The sequence below is a fragment of the Streptomyces sp. NBC_00631 genome (genome assembly GCF_045206895.1).
Lineage (GTDB): Bacteria > Actinomycetota > Actinomycetes > Streptomycetales > Streptomycetaceae > Streptomyces.
The window spans coordinates 1,770,251-1,789,230 of the sequence record NZ_CP107734.1 but is presented as its reverse complement, the minus strand read 5'-3'; the positions used below and the strand labels follow the sequence as shown (position 1 = coordinate 1,789,230).

The 18,980-nt window shown below is 71.6% G+C and carries 11 protein-coding genes and 1 pseudogene; 10 read left to right on the top strand and 2 right to left on the bottom strand.

Features of this window, described 5'->3' with window-relative positions; translation table 11 throughout:
* The first annotated feature begins 19 nt into the window (after positions 1-19).
* Positions 20-511: a GNAT family N-acetyltransferase gene (locus tag OHB00_RS08320; RefSeq protein ID WP_406432798.1), complete on the top strand. Its 492-nt coding sequence runs from the start codon at positions 20-22 to the stop codon at positions 509-511.
* A gap of 279 nt (positions 512-790) precedes the next feature.
* Here the strand turns inward: OHB00_RS08320 and OHB00_RS08315 are convergent, their stop codons facing one another.
* Positions 791-2,134: an amidase gene (locus OHB00_RS08315; RefSeq protein ID WP_406432796.1), complete on the bottom strand. Its 1,344-nt coding sequence runs from the start codon at positions 2,132-2,134 to the stop codon at positions 791-793.
* A 256-nt stretch (positions 2,135-2,390) separates the two neighbouring features.
* On the opposite strand from OHB00_RS08315, the gene OHB00_RS08310 reads away from it, so the two are divergent.
* The 3 genes from OHB00_RS08310 to OHB00_RS08300 are packed head-to-tail and all read left to right on the top strand — an operon-like array spanning position 2,391 to position 8,173.
* Positions 2,391-4,769: an alpha-L-fucosidase gene (locus OHB00_RS08310; protein ID WP_406445669.1), complete on the top strand. Its 2,379-nt coding sequence runs from the start codon at positions 2,391-2,393 to the stop codon at positions 4,767-4,769.
* A complete protein-coding gene (locus OHB00_RS08305; RefSeq protein ID WP_406432794.1) occupies positions 4,762-6,609 on the top strand; it encodes a family 20 glycosylhydrolase in 1,848 nt (615 codons plus the stop codon). Before OHB00_RS08310 ends, OHB00_RS08305 begins: the two co-directional genes overlap by 8 nt.
* 16 nt (positions 6,610-6,625) lie before the next feature.
* A complete protein-coding gene (locus OHB00_RS08300) occupies positions 6,626-8,173 on the top strand; it encodes an alpha-L-fucosidase (RefSeq protein ID WP_406432792.1) in 1,548 nt (515 codons plus the stop codon).
* A gap of 104 nt (positions 8,174-8,277) precedes the next feature.
* On the opposite strand, the gene OHB00_RS08295 is transcribed toward OHB00_RS08300, so the two are convergent.
* On the bottom strand, positions 8,278-9,321 hold the full coding sequence (locus OHB00_RS08295) for a LacI family DNA-binding transcriptional regulator (RefSeq protein WP_406432790.1): 1,044 nt from the start codon (positions 9,319-9,321) through the stop codon (positions 8,278-8,280).
* 228 nt (positions 9,322-9,549) lie between these two features.
* On the opposite strand from OHB00_RS08295, the gene OHB00_RS08290 reads away from it, so the two are divergent.
* From OHB00_RS08290 to OHB00_RS08265, 6 genes and pseudogenes are all read left to right on the top strand, one after another.
* Entirely contained in the window at positions 9,550-10,842 is a 1,293-nt protein-coding gene (locus tag OHB00_RS08290) for an ABC transporter substrate-binding protein (protein ID WP_406432788.1), read from the top strand.
* 7 nt (positions 10,843-10,849) lie between these two features.
* Entirely contained in the window at positions 10,850-11,737 is an 888-nt protein-coding gene (locus OHB00_RS08285) for a carbohydrate ABC transporter permease (RefSeq protein WP_406432786.1), read from the top strand.
* Positions 11,734-12,633 carry a carbohydrate ABC transporter permease gene (locus tag OHB00_RS08280; RefSeq protein ID WP_406432784.1) on the top strand — a complete coding sequence of 300 codons (900 nt, stop codon included), beginning with the start codon at positions 11,734-11,736 and terminating at the stop codon, positions 12,631-12,633. Before OHB00_RS08285 ends, OHB00_RS08280 begins: the two co-directional genes overlap by 4 nt.
* Before the next feature lie 27 nt (positions 12,634-12,660).
* Positions 12,661-13,908 (top strand): glycosyl hydrolase, encoded by a 1,248-nt coding sequence (locus tag OHB00_RS08275; protein ID WP_406432782.1) that lies wholly within the window; start codon positions 12,661-12,663, stop codon positions 13,906-13,908.
* Positions 13,905-15,910 (top strand): annotated as a pseudogene (locus OHB00_RS08270) (endo-beta-N-acetylglucosaminidase). The gene OHB00_RS08275 and the pseudogene OHB00_RS08270 overlap by 4 nt, the downstream one beginning before the upstream one ends.
* 28 nt (positions 15,911-15,938) lie before the next feature.
* On the top strand, positions 15,939-18,950 hold the full coding sequence (locus OHB00_RS08265; RefSeq protein WP_406432780.1) for an alpha-mannosidase: 3,012 nt from the start codon (positions 15,939-15,941) through the stop codon (positions 18,948-18,950).
* The last annotated feature ends 30 nt before the right edge of the window (positions 18,951-18,980 follow it).

The window sequence follows — 18,980 nt, the reverse complement described above, 5'->3', positions numbered from 1 at the left end:
GCGTGCGAGACTCACGCCCATGCTGATCAGAGAAGCCACCGCGGCCGACTGGCCGCAGATCTGGCCCTTCTGGCACCGGATCGTCGCCGCCGCCGAGACGTACGGATGGGACCCCGACACCTCGGAGGAGGCGGCCCGCGCCCTGTGGATGAGCCCGGCGAAACGTGTCTACGTCGCCGAGGATCCCACCGGAGCGGTCGTCGGCTCCGCCTATCTGACCCCCAACTACGGGGGCCCCGCCGCCGGCGTGGCCAACGCCGGCTTCATGGTCGACCCCGACCAGGGCGGCCGGGGCATCGGGCGCGCGCTCGCCGAGCACATCCTCACCGAGGCCCGGGCGCACGGCTACCGGGCGATGGTCTTCAACGCCGTCGTCGAGACCAACCCTGCCGTGGCCCTGTGGACCTCCCTCGGCTTCACGATCCTCGGCACGGTCCCGCGCGCCTTCGACCACCCGGCCCACGGACCGGTCGGCCTGCACATCATGTACCGCGCCCTGGACGCCCCCTAGGGGCTCTCCGGCGGCGCGGGGTCTTCCACGTCCTCCCCAGAGGGGGTGCCCCCAGCGGCGTTGTCGTCGGTCGCCGACGTCCCCCGGGCTCGGCCGGGAGGTGCCCCCACCGCGTCGTCCGCCGGGGCAGCGGCTGATGGCCTACGCCTCCTCCGCCTTGCGGTCGGACGCTCCCCCCCCCGGCGCTCGCACACGCTCGCGCGGGAGGGCCCCCATGACCCCGCTCACCTAGGCCGTAAGCCACCGCTGCTTTCCTGCGACCTGATCCGCCGGACAGCCCTAGCCGAGTGGTGCCGTCCGCTGCCACGGTCGCAGGGTCTCCAGTTGCCGGGCCACGTCCAGCAGGACCGCCTCCGAGCCCGGCCGGCCCACCAGTTGTACGGCGCAGGGGGCGCCCGAGGGCAGCGTGCCGAACGGGACCGACATCGCCGGCCAGCCGGTCAGGTTCCAGGCCGGGGTCAGGGGCGAGTAGTTGGACCCGGCCAGGGCGTTGCGCAGCCAGCCCCGCCGGTGCCAGGGGGCGGCCTGCGGAGCGTGCCGGGCCAGGGCCGGGGTGAGCAGCACGTCGTACTCGGCGAAGAACGGGGCGAGCCGGGCGCGCAGCCGCTCGCGGGCGTCACCCACCTGCACCCCACGCAGGAAGCGGCGCCCGACGGCCGCGTGCACGCGGGTCCGCCGGGCCAGCAGGGCCGGGTCCAGACCGGCCGCGTCCACGGCCGTCCCGGCGGTCCAGTGCCGGAGCGCGGTGACCCCGATCGACGCCGGGTACGGCGGCTCGGCGCGCCCCACCTCGTGACCGGAACCCGCCAGCAGACCGGCCGCCTCCGTCACCGCTTTCGTATACGGCCTGCTCACGGTCACCCCGACCAGCGGGCTGCGCAGCGAGACGGCGATCTTCCGCGGGGTGTGCTGTTCGGCGCTCTCGAACTCCTTCCGCGCCAGCACCGTGAGCATCAGCCGGGCGTCCGCCACGGTGGTCGCCAGCGGCCCGTTCTCCGACATGCCGAACCAGTCGCCGTTGCCGATCCCGGCCGGCACCACCCCGAACCCCGGCTTGATGGTGACCAGACCGCAGTTGGCCGCCGGGATGCGCAGCGAGCCCATACCGTCGTTGCCGAGGGCGATCGGCGCGAGCCCGGCGGCGACCGCGGCCGCGCTGCCGCCCGAGGAGCCGCCCGCGCTGCGCCGGGTGTCCCACGGGTTGCGGGTGATGCCGTGAGCCCCCTCGGTGGTGCCGAAGACGCACAGCTCGGGCACGTTGGTCAGCCCGATGACCACCGCGCCCGCCGCCCGCAACCGTGCCACCGTGACATGGTCGGCGTCGGCGGGCGTGTCCGGCATCGCGGCGGAGCCGTCCAGGTGCGCCTCGCCGCGCACCGCCAGATTGTCCTTCACCGCCAACGGCACTCCGGCGAGGGGGAGTTCGGCGAGGTCGGCGCGGGCCGCGACCTCGTCCGCCTCCGCGAGCGCCGCGTCCGCCCGGACCTTGCGGAACGCGCCGATCTGCCCGTCCAGCCGGGCGATCCGCTCCAGATGCCCGGCGACCACCTCCCGGGGAGTGACCCGCCTCTCGCGCACGGCGGCGGCGATGTCGGCGGCGGTCCGGCCGGCCCAGTTGGTCACGGGCGCTCCTCGGGGTGCGGAAAGGCGGCTTACTCGTCGGTACGAAAGGGCACTCTGCCCGGCCGGAGGCTCCGCGTCGAGAGTCTCGGCCGCTGGTCACACGGAGCGGACGCGCCGCGGCGCGGCCGTCGTCAACAGCACTCTTCTCGCAGGTCATCCGATCACTGAGTCAACTCCTGTTGGTGCACGCCCCATTGACAGGATTCAGGGCCCGCTCAATCATCAGACATCCGATGAATGGAGCCGCGCAATGAGCATGTCTCCTTGTCCAAGACGTCAGGTCCTGGGGATAGCGGCGGGCGCCGCCGCGGCGGCCGCCCTGCCCCTCGCCGCGCCGACCGAAGCGTACGCCGCCGCGCCGGACGCGGCCGGCGCGGCCGGGACGCAGGTCCAGGCGGGGGAAGCATCGTCCTGGGTTCCCGTACCCGATCCGATTCCGGTACCGCTCGACTCCCTCTATGACAACGATGGCATCGACACCGCCGCCGCCCGGGGCGGTGACTTCGACGGCTCCGGCTACACGTTCCCGGGCGAGGAACTCCCGGCCGGCCGCATCGAGGTCGACGGCATTCCCTTCGACTTCCCGGCCGCCACGGCGGGCACCAAGAACAACGTTGTCGCGCTGGGCCAGCGCCTGGACCTCCCCAGGGGCCGCTACCTGGCGGCCGTCTTCCTCACCGCCGGCAGCTACGGCAACGCCTCGGGCACGGCCACCGTCCACTACGCCGACGGCACGACCAGCACCGCCTCCCTGAGCGGCGGTGACTGGTACGCGGTGGGCGGCACCCTGTCGGCGCCGTACCGCTATCAGCCGGACGGCGGCAAGGACGAGCACGGCGTCGGGATCGGCACCTCGGAGGTGTGGCTCGACCCGGGCCGCGAGGCCGTCGCCCTCACCCTGCCGGTCACCGGTCCGGCCGAGGCGGGCAGGACCGCCCTGCACGTCTTCGCGCTCTCCCTCCAGCCCGCCGCCCAGGGGCGGGCACTGGTCCTGCGCGACGCCCGGTCCACCAGCTCCCTGCTCGCCGCCACCGGCGCCCAGAGCGTCGAGGCCACCGTCGTCAACGCGGGCACCGTGGCGATCCTGGCGGGCGACGCGGTGTCCGTACGCGTCGACGTCCCCGGCGCCCGCACCGTCGAGCCCGCCCGCATCCGCCGCCTGGACCCCGGCGAGCAGGCGCGCGTCCACGTCGGCATCCGCAACCGCAGGGGCACCGCGCCCGGCACCGCCCAGGACGGCACGGTGAGCGTGCGCGGACGCGGCAGGCAGGTCACCGCCCGCAACAGCACGCTGACGCTCGGCACCGCCGACTACCGGCCCAACGAGACCTCCTTGGCCGGCCACCGGGCGCCGTACTGGTTCAACGACGCCAAGTTCGGCATCTTCATCCACTGGGGCGTCTACTCGGTGCCCGCGTGGGCGCCGGTCGGGGTGCAGTACGCCGAGTGGTACTGGGACCAGATGCAGGACCCGAACAACCCCACCTATGCCTACCACCGGGACACCTACGGCGCGGACTTCGCCTACGACGACTTCATCCCGCGTTTCACGGCCGAGAAGTTCGATCCGCGTGCCTGGGTGGAGCTGTTCCGTGACGCCGGAGCCCAGTACCACGTCCTGACCTCCAAGCACCATGAGGGCTTCGCCCTGTGGGACACCAGGGTCTCCGGCCGCAACGCCGTGCGACTGGGCCCCAAACGCGACCTGGTCAGGGAACTGTTCGACGCGTCCCGGCGCCACACGCCCGAACTCCACCGCGGCCTCTACTTCTCCATGCCCGAGTGGTTCAACCCCGACAGCCCCTGGATGGGACACGCCCCGCGCAACCCGTACACCCTGGACCCGCTGCCGTACACCGGATACACCGCGGGCAAGGACTTCGTGCGGGACTACCAGGCCCCGCAGCTGCTCGAACTGATCCACGGCTACGACCCGGAGATCATCTGGTGCGACATCGGCGGCGCCAACGACAGCGTCGATGTCCTCGCCGAGTACTTCAACCATGCCAAGAACCGGGCCCGCCCCATCGACGTGACCGTCAACGACCGATCGGGCATCGGCTTCCACGACTACACGACGCCGGAGTACACGACATACGCCGACACGGTCGTCGCCAAGTGGGAGGCCAGCCGGGGCCTGGACCCCCGCAGCTACGGCTACAACCGGGAGACCCCGGACGACGCCTACATGACCGCCGAGGAGGTCGTGCACAGTCTCGTCGACATCGTCTCCAAGAACGGCAACTTCCTCCTCGACATCGGCCCGCGTGCCGACGGCACCATCCCGGAGATCATGCAGACACGGCTGCGCGAGACGGGTGCCTGGCTCGCCGTCAACGGCGAGGCGATCTACGACACCACGTACTGGTCGCGGATGGCCCAGCTCGGCGACGACCTGCGGTTCACGGTCCGTCCGAACGAGGCCTTCTACATCCACTCCCTGGCCCGGCCCGGTGCCAGGCTCACCGTCGAGGCACCGGTGCCCGTCCGCGCCGGCGACCAGGTGACCATGCTCGGCCACGGCCGCCCACTGACCTGGACGGTCGCGGGCGGAGCCCTGGTGATCGACGTGCCCGAGGCGGCCCGCAGGGCGGGACGGCATGCGTGGGTGTTCAAGGTGAAGTGGCATGGGTGAGGTCAGGAAGAGGCTGCTGCGCCTCCTCGGGGCCACGGCGGCGCTGACCCTGCTGGTGGCACCGGCCTCGGCGGTGGCGCGGGAGCGGCAGGCGGCCACGCCGGTCACCGTGCCCGCGCTGACCGACTGGACCCCGGCGCGGGGGAGTTACGGGTTCAGCTCGCGGACGCGTCTGGTCGCCTCCGACGCTGCCGGGCGCAGAGTCGCCGACACCCTCGCCGACGATCTCCGGGCGGCCGGACACGGCGTGGTCCCGGTCGTCGGCGGCGCCTCCAGGCCGGACGACATCGTCATCGACGTCCGCCCGTCGGCGCGGCGGGCGTTGGGCACCGAGGGCTACGAACTCGGCTCCGGCCGCCGGCTGTCGATCACCGGCGCGACCGAGACCGGGGCCTTCTACGGCACCCGCACCCTGCTCCAGCTGCTCGCCCAGGGCGACCGGATCCCCGCCGGGCACTCGACCGACGTACCGCGCTACCGCGAGCGGGGCGTCGGCGTCTGCGCCTGCTACATCCATGTCTCCCTGCCCTGGCTGGAGAACCTGGTCCGCGAGATGGCGTACCACAAGCTCAACCAGCTGCTCCTGGAGCTGAAGGTGAAGAGCGACGCCCATCCCGAGGCGAACACCTGGGGCTACTACACCAAGGACGAGATACGGCGACTCGTCGCCCTCGGCGACCGCTACCACGTCGAGATCATCCCGGAGATCAACTCGCCGGGCCACATGGACCCCTGGATCGAGAACCGCCCGGACCTGCAACTGACCGACTCCGACGGGAACAAGCAGCCCGCCCGGCTCGACGTCACCCAGCAGGCCGCCTTCGACTACTACACCAGCCTGATGGACGAGTACGCCCAGGTCTTCACCGCGAGGTCCTGGCACATGGGCGCCGACGAGTACATGCTCGGCTCCGACTACGCCAAGTACCCCCAGATGCTCCAGTACGCGCAGGAGAAGTACGGCCCGGACGCCACCCCGCAGGACGCGTACGTCGACTTCGTCAACCGCGTCCAGGCCTACGCGGCGAGCAAGGGCAGACGGCTGCGCATCTGGAACGACGGCCTCACCGGTGCCAACACCGTTCCCGTGGCCGCCGGCGTCACGGTGGAGCACTGGCTGAACGTGGCCGTGAAACCGAGCCGGCTCATCGCCCAGGGCTACGCGGTGATGAACGCGTCCTATTCCCTCTACCTGGTCCGCGGGGGCTTCCACAGCGACACCGAGGCGCTGTACGACCAGAGTTGGGACCCGCGCTCCTTCGAGGGTGAGAAACTCGCCTCCGCCGACGGCATCACCGGCGCGAAGATCAGCCTCTGGCCGGACAACGGCAGCGGCGAGACCGAGAACGAGGTCGCGGCCGAACTCTGGCCCGCCCTGCGGCACATCGCCCAGGCCACCTGGGGCGATCCGCATCCCGACGCCACCTACGCGCGGTTCACGGCGCGCGGCACGGCGGTCGGCCACGCGCCGGGTTGGCGTGACCTGACCCGGACACCGGTGCCGGACGGCTCGTACACCCTCAGCGCGGACGGGCGGTCCTACCGGGTGGAGGTCACCCGCACCGCCGACGGCTACGCCGGCCTGCGTACCGCCGACGGCTGTCTGGAGATCCGCGGCGGCAAGCTCACGCTCAACGTCCCCCTCCAGCCGGGCGTGACGGCGACCTGGCAGCCGTGCGACAGCGAGAACACCCTGCAGCGCTGGGAGTTGGCGCCCGTGGCGGACGGTTACCGGCTGGTCGACGCGATCACGCAGATGGCGGTGTCCGTGACGGACGACGGCCGGCTCGTCCAGTACCCGCCGGATCAGCGCACCCCCGCCCTCTGGCACCTCTCCTGACCCGAGGAGCACGCCCATGGATCTCTCACGACGTGTCTTCGTCACCTCGGCCGCCGCCCTGGCGGTGACGGCCGGCCTTCCGGCCGTCCCCGCCACCGCCGCCGGCACCGATCTCTCCCGTATTCCGGTCAGCCCCGACGACACCCCGGCCGAGCTGGTCCGCAAGGCCTCCCAAGTCCGCCCCACGGCACGGCAGATCGCCTGGCAGGCCCTGGAACGCACCGCCTTCCTGCACTTCGGCGTCAACACCTTCACCGGCCTGGAGTGGGGCACCGGCGACGAGGACCCGAACGTCTTCCAGCCGACCGGCCTCGACACCGACCAGTGGGCCCGTGCCCTGCGCGACGGCGGCTTCCGGCTGGCCATCCTCACCGTCAAACACCACGACGGATTCGTGCTCTACCCGTCCCGGTACACCAAACACACCGTGGCCTCCAGCAGTTGGCGGGACGGGCACGGCGACGTGCTGCGCTCCTTCGCGGACTCCATGCGCCGCCACGGCCTGAAGGTCGGCGTCTACATCTCCCCGGCCGACGAGAACCAGTACCTGCACGGCGTCTACGCCAACGGCAGCGCCCGCACCGAGCACACCATCCCGACCCTGGCGGACGGCGACGACCGCACCCCCGACCGCTTCTTCACCCTCGACGCCACCGACTACGGCGCCCACATGCTCAACACCCTCTACGAGGTGCTCACCGAGTACGGCCCCGTCGACGAGGTCTGGTTCGACGGCGCCCAGGGCCACATCCCGCCGGACAAGGTGGAGGACTACGACTGGGACAGCTGGTACGCGCTGGTGCGCTCGCTCGCCCCGGCCGCGGCGATCGCGGTCACCGGCCCCGACCTGCGCTGGGTCGGCAACGAGGGCGGGCTGGCCCGGGAGGACGAGTGGAGCGTCGTCCCGGTCAAGGAGAACCAGTACGGACGCACCGACTGGGCCCTGTCCTACGACACCGCCGACGAGGGCAGCCGGACCGCCCTGGTCACGGCCCAGCCCAGGACCGACTACCTCCAGTGGTGGCCGGCCGAGTGCGATGTGTCGATCCGGGACGGCTGGTTCTACCACGCCGACCAGCAACCCAAATCCGTCGACGACTTGGCCGAGATCTATTTCGGCTCGGTCGGTCGCAACGCCGTACTGCTCCTGAACGTCCCACCGGACACGGACGGGGTGCTGCACGCCACGGACGTGGTCCGGCTGCGCGAGTTCCGGGAGCGGGTGGACCGGGAACTGCCCGAGGACCTGGCACGCGGGGCGCGGCGTTCGGTGACGCCGGGCGGGGCCGGCGTGGACCTGGGCCGGGAGCTGGAGGTGGACCGGGTCCGGCTGGCGGAGGACATCCGGTACGGGCAGCAGGTGGAGGGTTTCGTGGTCGAGGCCCACGCGGCCGGCTCCTGGACCCAGGTGGCCGCGGCCGGGACGATAGGGGCGAGCAGGATCCTCCGGCTCACCGAGCCGGTGCGGGCCCGCCGGTGGCGGGTCCGGGTCACGGCGTCCCGGGGCACGGTGCGGCTGGCGGAGTTCGCGCTGTTCCGATCGTCGCTGCACCACGCCCCGTAAGGGGCATGGGCGGTATCAACGTGCGGCTCCGCCGCGTGGGCGCGACCAGCCACGACGATGCCGCAGCCGACAGACGGCATCTCGCGGCACCCCCAGCGGAGCGCTCACGCACGAGCGGGTGCCGTGCTGCCCCGGACCGTCAGCCGGGGCACCGGCACCCGTACCGCCCGTGCCGCACCGCCGTCCAGCAGGGACGTCAGCTCCCGTGCCGCCGTGCGGCCGAACTCCGCGCTGTCCCGGGAGAGGGCGGAGAGCCAGGGCTTGACCATGCGGCACAGGGCCGAGTCCTCCCAGGAGACGACGGAGACGTCGTCCGGTACCGCGTAGCCGAGTTCGGCCGCCGCCGCGACCCCGGCCACCGCCATCACGTCGTTGTCGTAGATCAGGGCCGTCGGGTGCGGGTTCGCGCGCAGGACGCGGCGGGTGACGGCGGCGCCCTCGGCGTCGGAGTAGTCGGTGGTCACCGAGTGGACCTCGCCGAGACCCCGCCGGTCGGCCTCGGCGCGGAGGGTGCGGACCCGGCGCTGGGTGTGCGCGAGGCCGGGCAGGCCGGCGATGTGCACGATGCGCCGGTGGCCCAGCCCGGTCAGCTCGTCGACCACGGACGCCATCGCGGCCGCGTCGTCCGCCCACACCGTGGACAGTCCGGGGTGCCGGTCGTCGGGTGCGCCGCCGATCACCACGGCGGGCAGGCCCAGTTCGTCGAGCAGGTCGGGGCGGGGGTCGTCGGCGCGCGGATCCACCACGAGGACGCCGTCGACGCGGTGCTCCGCCCACCAGCGGCGGTAGACCGCGCACTCGTCGGCCACGTCCTCCGCCATCTGGAAGAGCAGACCGAGATGGCGTTCGGCGAGCACCTCCTGGATGCCCGAGACCAGTTGGAGGAAGAAGGAGTCCACGCCCAGGGAGTGCGCCGGGCGGGCGAGGACGAAGCCGACCGTGGCCGCACCCTCGCCGGAGAGCGCGCGGGCGGCCGTGCTGGGGCGCCAGCCGAGCTGCTCGGCGACCCGCTGGACCCGGGCCCTGGTCGTCTCGGACACCCCGGGGCGGCCGTTGAGCGCGAAGGAGACCGCGCTCTCGGAGACTCCGGCGCGGCGTGCGATGTCCTTCATCGTCGGCCGGCGCGCGGGGATGCGTTTCTCCGCCAACTCACTTCCCCATTCGACTGGCGACCGTGACCTGCTAAAGCGCTTGAGTCCTCACACCCTAAAGCGCATTAGTGATCCCCGGCAATGCATGGGTGTCACTTTTTTGACCAGGGGGTTTGAGCCACTAATGACTTTAGCTGCGCCGAATCCATTGACGTGGTGCGGAAGCGACGTGCAAGGTCTGGCGCGGCACCTTCGGCCGACCCCGCTGCAAAGGAGCAACGGACCATGCGCATCTCCCGCAGAGCCTTCGCCCTCGCCGCTGCCGCCGTCCTCGCCCTGCCGCTGAGCGCCTGCGGTTCCGGGGGAGACGACGGCGGTTCCACCGACGCCTCGGGCAAGGTCGAGGGCGACATCACCTTCCAGACCTGGAACCTGCGCGCCAACTTCAAGTCGTACTTCGACAGCCTGATCGCGGACTTCGAGAAGAAGTACCCGGGCACCCATGTGAAGTGGATCGACCAGCCGGCCGAGGGCTACGCCGACAAGATCAGCGCGGACGCGGCCGGCGGCACCCTCCCCGACGTCGTCAACGTCTCCCCGGACCTGGTCGCCCCGCTCGCCAAGGCGGGCCTCGCCCTCGACCTCGACAAGGTGGCGGCCACGTACAAGCCCGAATATCTGGCAGGCGCCTGGGCCAGCCACCGGATACCCGGCACGAGCGGGACGTACGCCTTCCCCTGGTACCTGAACACCGGGCCGCTGTTCTACAACAAGACGCTGTTCAAGCAGGCCGGGCTCGACCCCGACCAGCCGCCGAAGACCTACGACGAACTCTTCGCCGACGCGCTGAAGATGGCGAAACAGAGCGACGGCAAGGTCGCCACCCTCGCCAACGTGCCGACGATCGAGGACTTCGGGCGGTACGGCTCGCAGCTGATGAACAGGTCCGGGACCGGCTTCGCCTTCAACGACGCCAAAGGCATCGAACTGCTGACCAGGTACAAGGAGTTGTACGACGCGAAGGCGCTCGACCCGCAGGCGCTGACCGCTACCCCCGAGTCCACCGGCAAGAAGTTCCTCACCGGGGCCGTCGCCATGAACCCGGGCAGCGCTCTCGACCTCGACAACTTCAAGAAGCAGGCGCCGAACCTGTACAAGAACATCGGCATCACCGACCAGATCACCAGCACCGGGCACGTCAACATGTACGTGATGGGCGTGATGGTCAACTCGAAGACCAAGCACACTCCGGCCGCCGTCGCCTTCGCGCACTTCGTGACCGACGCGCAGAACCAGATGTCCTTCGCCAAGAAGGTCGCCATCTTCCCCAGCACCGCCGGCTCCCTCGACGACCCGTACTTCACCAAGGAGGACGGCACCGACGAGACCCGGGTGCGCATCGCCGCCGCCAAGTCGCTGAAGAACGCGGTCAACTACACGCCGGTGCTGTTCAGCGACCAGATGAAGACCGCGCTGCGCAACGAGGTCGCCAAGACGCTGCAGGGCAAGGAGAGCCCCAGGACGGCCCTCGACAACGCTGTCAGCGCCTGCGACCGGCTGCTCCAGCAGGAGGGCTGAGGACCCGATGGCCGGCGTGTCTCGCGTGCGGCGCCAACTGCCCACCAGCCCGTGGCTGTTCGCCGCCCCCGGGCTGCTGGTCGTCGGTGCCTTCGTGCTCTACCCGTTCGTCTCGACGGTGGTCAACTCCTTCACGGACCGCCGCACCCTGATCCCGGGCCGGTTCGTCGGCCTCGCCAACTTCCGCGAGCTGATCCACGACGACATGTTCTGGACCGGCCTGCGCAACAGCACCCTGTACATCGTCGGGGTGGTACCCGCCCTCGTCGTGCTGCCGCTGCTGCTCGCCCTGCTGGTCCAGAAGAACATCCCCGGCATCACCTTCTTCCGGTCCGCCTTCTACACCCCCGTCGTCGCCTCGATCGTCGTGGTCGGCCTCATCTGGGTGTGGCTCCTCGACGAACGCGGCCTGGTCAACTCGCTGCTGGAGACCGTCGGGATCGGCCGGGTCGGCTTCCTCAGCGACCAGTGGCTGCTCCTGCTGAGCGCGATGGCGGTCACGGTCTGGAAAGGCCTCGGCTACTACATGATCATCTATCTGGCGGCGCTCGCCAACGTGCCGCGCGAGCTGCACGAGGCCGCCGCCGTGGACGGCGCCGGAGCGGTCCGCCGCTTCCTCACCGTCACCGTGCCCGCCCTCCGCTCCACCATGGTGCTGGTCGCCGCGCTCTCCTCGGTCGCCGCCTTCAAGGTGTTCTCCGAGGTGTACCTGATGGCGGGGCCGGACGGCGGCCCGGCCGGCGAGGACACCACCCTCGTCATGCTCGTCCAGCGCACCGGCACCGGACTGACCGGCCGGGTCGGCTATGCCTCGGCGCTCTCCGTCGTCGTCTTCGTCGTGACGGTCGCGCTGATGCTCCTCGTCCTGCGCGCCGACCGGAGGGAGCGGACATGACCGTCACCGAGGAACGCGTACGGACCCTGCCCCCGGCGAGGGAGGCACGCGTCACCGACGAGCACGGCCGCCGGATCCGGGCGGGCGAACTGGTCTGGCGCTACGTCCTGCTGCTGCTCGTCCTGGCCGTCACCGTCGGCCCCTTCCTGTGGCAGCTGTCCACCTCGCTCAAGGGCCCCACCGAGGACGTCTTCAGCTCGCCGCCCAGCTTCCTGCCGGAACACCCCACCCTGCACAACTACCGGCGGGTCGCCGACACCATCCCCGTCTGGGACTACGCCCTCAACTCCCTGAAGGTCGCGAGCGCGAGCGTGGTCACCAACTGCGTCGGATCGGCACTCGCCGGCTACGCCCTGGCCCGGCTGCGCTACCGCGGCCGCCGGATCGCCACCCTCGTCTTCATCCTCGCGATGCTCGTGCCGGTGGAGGGCATCATCATCGCCCAGTTCACCACCATGCGCGAACTCGGCCTCAACAACACCCTGATCGGGGTGGTCCTGCCCGGCTCCATCGGCGCCATGAACGTGCTGCTGATGCGCAACGCCTTCCTCAACCTGCCGTACGAGATCGAGGAGGCCGCCTACGTCGACGGCGCCAACGCGTGGCAGCGGTTCCTGCGGATCGCCCTGCCGTCGGTGAAGGGCACCCTCGCCGTCGTCGCGATCTTCGCCTTCATGGGCGCCTGGGACGACTTCCTGTGGCCCCTCATCGTGCTCAGCGACCCCTCCAGGTTCACCCTCACCATCGGCCTCAACTACCTGCACGGCACCTTCGCCAACGACGAACGCCTCGTAGCCGCCGGCACCGTGATCGCCGTGGCCCCTCTCATCGCCCTGTTCGCCTGCCTCCAGCGGTACTTCTTCCGCGGGGTCGGCGAAGGCGCCGTCAAAGGCTGAACACCCCCGTTCCCGCGAGGAGACCGCATGCCTCCTGCCGTGCGCTTCGGCGTCAACTACACCCCCAGCGAAGGGTGGTTCCACCACTGGCTCGACTTCGACCTCGACTCCGTACGCGCCGACCTCGACTCGATCGCCGCGCTCGGCCTGGACCACATCCGGGTCTTCCCGCTGTGGCCCTACTTCCAGCCCGACCGCACCCTGATCCGCCCCCGCGCCGTCGAGCAGCTCCTCGCCCTCGCCGACGCGGCCGCCGAGCGCGGCCTGGACGTCAACGTCGACGGTCTGCAAGGACACCTGAGCAGCTTCGACTTCCTGCCGGCCTGGACCCGCACCTGGCACCGGCGCAACCTCTTCACCGACCCGGACGTCGTCGAGGGCGAGGCCGCCTATCTGCGCACCCTCGCCGGGGCCCTCGCGGACCGGCCCAACTTCATCGGGATGACCATCGGCAACGAGGTCAACCAGTTCGCCGCCGGCCCCCACCCGGATCCGGACCGGATCAGCGCGGCGCAGGCCGAACAGTGGCTGGTACGGCTGCTGGCCGCCTGCGCCGACGGCGCCCCCGGCCGGCCGCACCTGCACGCCTCCTACGACGCCGCCTGGTACCAGGACGACCAGCCCTTCACCCCCGCCCACTCGGCCCGCCTCGGCGAGATCACCGCAGTGCACTCCTGGGTGTTCAACGGCACCGCCCAGCGGCACGGCCGCACCGCTCTGCAGACCGAGCAGCACGCCGCGTACCTCGTCGAGTTGAGCAAGGCCTGGGCCGAGGAGCCGCACCGGCCCGTCTGGCTCCAGGAAGTGGGGGCGCCCGCGCCGCTGATCCCCGCCGAACACGCGGCCGCCTTCGCCGAGGCGACGGTCACCGCCGTACTGGACTGCCCCGACCTGTGGGGCATCACCTGGTGGTGCTCCCACGACGTCAGCCGGAGCCTCGCCGACTTCCCCGAACTCGAATACGGGCTGGGCCTGCTGACCAACGACCGCAAGCCCAAGGACATCGCCCACGTCCTCGCGGCGGCCGAGACCACGACGGCGAGGACGCGCGGCACGGCGCTCGTCGTGCCCGCCGACCCCGCGCTGCGCTCCCGGTGCGCGCCCGGCGGACCCGTCTTCGACGCCTGGTTCCGGCTCGCCGCCGACGGCGCCCGCCCCACCACCGTCCTCGACACCCGCGCGGCCGACCGGGACCATCTCACCGCGCGCGGCATCACCCAAGTCGTCACTCCCGATCAGGCACTCCCCACCCCACGAGGAGGCACCCGCTCGTGAACCCCAGCAGACGCACCGTCCTGATCGCCGCCACCGCGGCGGCCATCCTGCCCGCCCCGGCCGCCGCCGCTGCCACCCCGAAGGCAGCGGCGGCGGCCGGGGCGCCCTACGCCTCCTACTGGTTCCCGGACTCGTTCCCCTCCGGCAGCCCGGGCGCCGGCATCACCTGGCGCAGCCTGAAGACCTGGACGGCGGCGGGCGACCCCGACCTCGCCTTCAACACCGCCTCCGTGCCGCTCGCCGCCCGCTTCACCCCGACCCCCGCCAACACCACCGCCCGCTCCGGGCAGGCCCGCGTCCAGGCCCTGGTGTCCTTCGGACCGACCTCCGGCAACCCCTCCCAGGGCTCGGCCACCGCCGACTACTACGCCCTCACCCACTGGGCCTACCTCGACGAGCTGGTCTTCTGGGGCGGCTCGGCGGGCGAGGGGCTGATCCTCGCCCCGAACGCGCCGATCGTGGACGCGGCCCACCGGCACGGTGTGCCCGTCCTCGGCAACATCTTCCTGCCGCCCACCGCGTACGGCGGCCGGCTCCAGTGGACCCGCGACCTGGTCCAGACGGATGCCGCCGGGCACTACCCGCTCGCCGCCCAGCTCGTCGCCGTGGCCGCCGCCCACGGTTTCGACGGCTGGTTCGTGAACGCCGAGACCGGCGGCGGCGACACCGCCCTCGGCACCGCCATGCTCGGCTTCCTCAAGGAGCTCAGGTCCCTCGCGGCGGCCCAAGGACAGCGGATCACCTGGTACGACGCGATGACCGTCAACGGCACGGTCGGCTGGCAGGGCGCGCTCAACAGCCAGAACCAGGCCTTCTTCCAGGCCGCCGACGACATGTTCGTCGACTTCCGCTGGGGCGCCTCGACCCTCGCCTCCTCGGGCACCACGGCGGTCCAACTCGGACGCAGCCGCTACGAGTTGTGGGCCGGGGTCGACGTCGAGTCCAACGGGTCCGACACCTCCGTGAACTGGGACGCGATCGTGCCCAGTGACTCGGCGCACGTCACGTCCATCGGCTTCTACCGGCCCGAGTGGACCCGCAACCACCTGCCGGCGAGCCGTACCCCCGGCGACTTCCACGCCGCCGACGACCGGTTCTGGACCGGGCGGTCACTGGACCCGTCCCGGCCGGACGGCACGGATCCCTGGCGGGCGCCGGCCGTGTCGGTGGCGGACCGGTCGACGGTGTCGGCGGTGCCGTTCGCAAGCGTGTTCAACACCGGGCACGGGCTGCGCTGGTACGAGGAAGGCGAGGTCGTCTCGGACACGGCCTGGAACCACCTGGGCCTGCAGGACCGGCTGCCGTCCCGGCGGTGGGCGGTCCGGACGCGGGTACCGGACCCACCGTGACCTTCGACTTCGCGGACGCCTGGCGGGGCGGCAGCAGCGTGCTGGTCGACGGTGCGCTGGACCGGTCCGTGGTACTGGACCTCTACGCGACGCGGCTACCGGTCACGGCACAGACGGTCGTCGAGCTGACGTACCGGACCGACGCCGGCGGCGTGGCAGCCGAGCTCGCCGTCGCCACCGCCGAGCCGGGCAGCGCCGGTGCGGCACCGCCGTACACCTTTCTGCCGGTGCCGGACCCGGGCGACGGCTGGTCCACCGCGACCGTCCCGCTGACCGGCCTCTCCGGCACCGTCCACGCCCTCGGCGTCCGCCTCACCGCGACCGCCGGGCCCGTGCGGTGGCGGCTCGGCGGCATCGCCGTACGGGAGGCGGTGACCATCCCCGCCGCTCCGGCCGCCCCGCGGATCACCGCGGCCGACGGCGGCAGCCTCCGCCTCGCCTGGGAAGCGGCGCCCGGTGCACCGCGCCACTACACCCTGCACCGCCTCCTGGCCGACGGCACCCGGCGCTTCCTCGGCGCCACCGGGCAGCGGGCCTTCTTCCTGACCGGGCTGCAGCCGGAGCAGGGTGAGGCGACGGCACGGTTCGAAGTGCGTGCCGTAGGGGAGCTGTACACCTCGTCGGACCCCGTGACCGTCACGCACACCTGGTAACCGGTAACCAACAAACGGAGCACCCCACATGCATGACGACCGCAGCCTGGTCGAAGCCCGCCTGAGGCGCGTCCTCGACGAGCGCATCCGTCCCGCCGTGTACCCCGAGTCCGTGCCGCTCGACGTGGCGGTGTGGCACGCGCCCGGCGAGCCCGTGCCGGTCGCCGAGGGGCTGGCGGCCGAGCCCGAACCGATCGTGGTGGGCGCCCGGTGGGGTGCTCCATGGGGCACCAGCTGGTTCCGGGTCACCGGGACCGTGCCCGAGGAGTGGGCCGGGCGGACCGTGGAGGCCCTGCTCGACCTCGGGTTCGACGAGAACATGCCCGGCTTCCAGTGCGAGGGCCTGGTCTACCGGCCCGACGGCAGCCCCGTGAAGGGCCTCAACCCCCGCAACCAGTGGGTCCGTGTCGGCACCCCGGTGGCCGGCGGCGAGGAGGTACGGCTGCACGTCGAGGCCGCCTCCAACCCGGTCATCCTCGACCACCACCCCTTCCGGCCCACCTGGCTCGGTGACAAGGACACCGCCGGGCACCGACCGCAGTACACGCTGACCCGCATGGACCTCGCCGTCTTCGACGAGACCGTGTGGCAGCTCGTCATCGACCTGGAGGTGCTCGGCGAGCTGATGGCGGAGCTGCCGGCCGACGCGCAGCGGCGCCACGAGATCCTGCGCGCGGTCGAGCGGTCCCTGGACGCCGTCGACCTCCAGGACGTGAACGGCACGGCGGCCGGGGCACGTTCACGTCTCACCGACGTCCTGACCACCCCCGCCGTATCCTCCGCACACCGGATCAGCGCGGTCGGGCACGCGCACATCGACTCGGCCTGGCTGTGGCCGCTGCGCGAGACCGTGCGCAAGGTGGCCCGCACGACGGCCAACATGACCGCCCTCATCGAGGACGAGCCCGACTTCGTGTTCGCCATGTCCCAGGCCCAGCAGTGGGCCTGGGTGAAGGAGCACCGGCCCGAGGTCTGGGCACGGGTGAAGAAGGCGGTCGCCGAGGGGCGGTTCGTGCCCGCCGGCGGGATGTGGGTGGAGTCGGACACCAACATGCCGGGCTCGGAGGCGATGGCCCGTCAGTTCGTGCACGGCAAACGCTTCTTCCTGGACGAGTTCGGCATCGAGAACGACGAGGCCTGGCTGCCCGACACCTTCGGCTTCGCCGCCGGCCTCCCGCAGATCATCAGAGCGGCGGGCTCGACCCGGCTGCTCACCCAGAAGATCTCCTGGTCCCAGACGAACAGGTTCCCGCACCACACCTTCCACTGGGAGGGCATCGACGGCACCCGGATCTTCACCCACTTCCCGCCCGTCGACACCTACAACTGCTCCATGAAGGGCAGCGAACTCGCCCACGCGGCCCGCAACTTCAAGGACAAGGGCCGGGCCAGGCACTCCCTCGCCCCCACCGGGTGGGGTGACGGAGGCGGCGGCACGACCCGTGAGATGGTCGCCAAGGCGGCCCGGGTACGGGACCTGGAAGGCTCACCGACCGTCGTCTGGGAGGCCCCCGCCGACTTCTTCGCCAAGGCGGAGGCCGAATACCCCGACCCGCCCGTCTGGGTGGGCGAGCTCTACCTCGAACTCCACCGCGCCACCCTCACCAGCCAGGCGAAGACCAAGCAGGGCAACCGGCGCAGCGAACACCTGCTGAGAGAGGCCGAGCTGTGGGCGGCGACGGCCGCCGTGCGCACCGGGTTCCCCTACCCCTACGAGGACCTGGACCGCATCTGGAAGACGGTCCTGCTCCACCAGTTCCACGACATCCTGCCGGGCTCGTCGATCGCCTGGGTGCACCGGGAGGCACGGGCGACGTACCAGCGGATCGCGGCCGAACTCGACGGCGTCATCGGCGCGGCCCAGCGCGCCCTGGCGGGGGAGGGGGACAGGCCCCTGGTGTTCAACGCGGCGCCGCACAGCAGGAACGGCGTGCCCGCCGGGGGCGCGGGCCTGGGACAGTCGGCCGGCGGCGTCACCGTGTCGGAGCGGCCCGAGGGAGGGTACGTCCTCTCCAACGGCCTCCTGCGCATCGAGATCGACGCCCGCGGCCTGGTCCTCTCCGCCTACGACCTCGACGCCGACCGCGAGACCATCGCCCCCGGCACGGCCGCCAACCTGCTCCAGCTCCACCCGGACTTCCCGAACATGTGGGACGCCTGGGATGTCGACGCCTTCTACCGCAACGCGGTCACCGACCTCACGCGGACCGACGAGCTGACGGCCGGCGAGGAGGACGTCAGGATCGTGCGGTCCTTCGGCTCGTCCCGGGTCACCCAGGTGCTGTCCCTCTCGCCGGGGGAGCGCCGCCTGCTGATCGACACGGAGGTGGACTGGCACGAGACGGAGAAGTTCCTGAAGCTGGCCTTCCCCCTGGACCTGCACGCCGAACGCTACGCGTCCGAGACCCAGTTCGGGCACTTCCACCGCCCGACCCACACCAACACCTCATGGGAGGCGGCGAAGTTCGAGGCCTGCAACCACCGCTTCATCCACGTGGACGAACCGGGCTGGGGCGTGGCGATCGTCAACGACTCGACCTACGGCCACGACGTCACGCGCAGCGTCCGCACGGACGGCGACAAGGGCACGACGACCACGGTCCGGGTATCGCTCCTGCGCGCCCCCCGCTTCCCCGACCCCGAGACCGACCAGGGCATCCACCGCTTCCGGCACGCCCTGGTACCGGGGGCGGGCATCACCGACGCGGTCCGGGAGGGGTGGCGGATCAATCTGCCGGAGCGGAGGGTGACGGGCGCTCGGGAGGTGGCCCCGCTGGTGACGGTCGACAACGACGCGGTGGTGATCACGGCGGTGAAACTGGCGGACGACGGCAGCGGTGATGTGGTGGTCCGCTTCCATGAGGCTCATGGCGGCAGGGCCCGTGCGACGCTGACGACGGGGTTCGAGCTCGGCGGCCTTACGGTGACGGACCTGCTGGAACGCCCGCTGGACGGGCGGACACCGGACCGGGACGGTAACCGCATCTCGCTACGACTACGGCCGTTCGAACTGGTAACGCTGCGCTTGGCGCCCCGCTAGGGGCGCGGGGCCGTATTGATGTGCGGCTCC

Bases quoted from the DNA above. Each gene is read 5' to 3' on its own strand.
- OHB00_RS08320 (WP_406432798.1), top strand. From the start codon at position 20: ATGCTGATCAGAGAAGCCACCGCGGCCGACTGGCCGCAGATCTGGCCC.
- OHB00_RS08310 (WP_406445669.1), top strand. From the start codon at position 2,391: ATGTCTCCTTGTCCAAGACGTCAGGTCCTGGGGATAGCGGCGGGCGCC.
- OHB00_RS08305 (WP_406432794.1), top strand. From the start codon at position 4,762: ATGGGTGAGGTCAGGAAGAGGCTGCTGCGCCTCCTCGGGGCCACGGCG.
- OHB00_RS08300 (WP_406432792.1), top strand. From the start codon at position 6,626: ATGGATCTCTCACGACGTGTCTTCGTCACCTCGGCCGCCGCCCTGGCG.
- OHB00_RS08290 (WP_406432788.1), top strand. From the start codon at position 9,550: ATGCGCATCTCCCGCAGAGCCTTCGCCCTCGCCGCTGCCGCCGTCCTC.
- OHB00_RS08285 (WP_406432786.1), top strand. From the start codon at position 10,850: ATGGCCGGCGTGTCTCGCGTGCGGCGCCAACTGCCCACCAGCCCGTGG.
- OHB00_RS08280 (WP_406432784.1), top strand. From the start codon at position 11,734: ATGACCGTCACCGAGGAACGCGTACGGACCCTGCCCCCGGCGAGGGAG.
- OHB00_RS08275 (WP_406432782.1), top strand. From the start codon at position 12,661: ATGCCTCCTGCCGTGCGCTTCGGCGTCAACTACACCCCCAGCGAAGGG.
- OHB00_RS08265 (WP_406432780.1), top strand. From the start codon at position 15,939: ATGCATGACGACCGCAGCCTGGTCGAAGCCCGCCTGAGGCGCGTCCTC.